The 2284-nt window shown below is 42.6% G+C and carries 1 protein-coding gene; it reads right to left on the reverse strand.

Annotation, left to right across the window (positions count from 1 at the left end; translation table 11 throughout):
- A partial coding sequence (locus QM406_RS09900; protein ID WP_414274117.1) for a mucin-binding protein occupies positions 1–2284 on the reverse strand: 2284 nt, incomplete at both ends.

Here is a 2284-nt window from a genome sequence, read left to right on the forward strand (position 1 = left end):
GAACATAGCCACGATCTTCATAGTACTTGATCTTATCCGCAGTTGAGTAATTGATTGCCTCACCTGATTTACCACCGACTTGATCATTGGCAAGGGTTTGACCTGTTGTTTGGTCAACGTACTTGATGACAGCTTTTTGTTCTGCTTTACGGTAAACAACTGGGGTATCAGCTCCTGGGTTAGATGGTGTTACATTTGGAATGTCTGTCACATAACCTGGGATGACTGGTGTTGGTGTTACACCACCCTTAGTTGGATCGTTTGGATCATTCGTATATTGTGGAGTTGGAGCATTTGGAATTGGGTTGCCATCTGGGTCAACTGGAATGATCTTACCGAGTTCCTTATAAACCACTTTATCTGTAGCTTCTGGGTGTTCTGGTGTAACTGTCTTACCACCTGCTTCAGCTTTATCCGCATAATAGTGTTCAACGACTGGGACTTTTACTTTGCCGTAGTCATGACTGTTTTCAGTCCATGTTGTTGTACCATCTGCTTGATTCTTCTTACCTGTGAAGGTATAGTCGCTTTGAACATCATCTTTTGGTGTGGTTGAACCAGCTCCTTCAAACGTTACCGTTTGTTTTGTTGGTTGCGTCACATCATTTGTTTTTGGTACATAGATGATTGGCGTATCTTCCCCTGGTTTTTCAGGAGTGATTGGTTTTCCTGGTTCTACTGGTTGACCTGGTTTCGTTGGATCGTTTGGATCTGGCAAGTATGGTTTGTAGCCTGGTACATCTGGAACAACTGGTTTACCTGGTTTTGTTGGATCGTTTGGATCATTTGGATACTTCACTTCTGGTGTTGATGGGAAGTTTGGATCTTTTGGTGTCTCTGGTTTTGGAACCAATTTTCCAAGTGGGTTGTAAGTAACAGTTTCTTCAAGATTTTCTTGAGTGACTGTCTTAGAAGCAACACTTCCTTTATCAGCGTAGTAACCTGTCAATCCTGGTGTTGGAACTGCATCATAGTTAGCCTTATTAGATGCCCATGGTGCATCAGGGTTAAGAACTTTACCTGTAACTTTATCAAGATTTAAGGTACGTGTCCATTGTGCATTTTGAACCTTATCAGCTGGGGCAGTTGTCTTACCGTCTGATACCACATACTTAACAGTTGATGTTACATCTTTCTTCCATTGATCTGTCGCTGGGTACTTAGGACTGTTTGGATCATTTGGATTGATTGGATCTGTTGGGTTATGTGGATCATTTGGTCCTACTGGAGTTTCACCATGTTTCAAGGTTACTGTCCAGGTTTGATCTACTGATGCATCGGTATCGAAGTGAACTCCTGCTGGGAATTCATCGCTTACAAGAACATAGCCACGATCTTCATAGTACTTGATCTTATCCGCAGTTGAGTAATTGATTGCCTCACCTGATTTACCACCGACTTGATCATTGGCAAGGGTTTGACCTGTTGTTTGGTCAACGTACTTGATGACAGCTTTTTGTTCTGCTTTACGGTAAACAACTGGAGTATCAGCTCCTGGGTTAGATGGTGTTACATTTGGAATGTCTGTCACATAACCTGGGATGACTGGTGTTGGTGTTACACCACCCTTAGTTGGATCGTTTGGATCATTTGTATATTGTGGAGTTGGAGCATTTGGAATTGGGTTGCCATCTGGGTCAACTGGAATGATCTTACCGAGTTCCTTATAAACCACTTTATCTGTAGCTTCTGGGTGTTCTGGTGTAACTGTCTTACCACCTGCTTCAGCTTTATCCGCATAATAGTGTTCAACGACTGGGACTTTTACTTTGCCGTAGTCATGACTGTTTTCAGTCCATGTTGTTGTACCATCTGCTTGATTCTTCTTACCTGTGAAGGTATAGTCGCTTTGAACATCATCTTTTGGTGTGGTTGAACCAGCTCCTTCAAACGTTACCGTTTGTTTTGTTGGTTGCGTCACATCATTTGTTTTTGGTACATAGATGATTGGCGTATCTTCCCCTGGTTTATCAGGTGTTACAGGTGTTCCTGGTTGGATTGGTTGACCTGGTTTCGTTGGATCGTTTGGATCTGGAAGGTGTGGTTCATAACCTGGTACATCAGGAACGACTGGTTGACCTGGTTTCGTTGGGTCTGTTGGATCATTTGGATACTTCACTTTTGGTGTTGATGGGAAGTTTGGATCATTTGGTGTTTCTGGTTTTGGAACCAAGTTTCCAAGTGGTTTGTAAGTAACAGTTTCTTCAAGGTTTTCTTGAGTAACTGCCTTAGAAGCAACACTTGCTTTATCAGCGTAGTATCCTGTCAATCCTGGTGTTGGAAC

It is taken from the genome of Streptococcus infantis (assembly GCF_047465035.1).
Classification (GTDB): Bacteria; Bacillota; Bacilli; order Lactobacillales; family Streptococcaceae; genus Streptococcus; species Streptococcus infantis_T.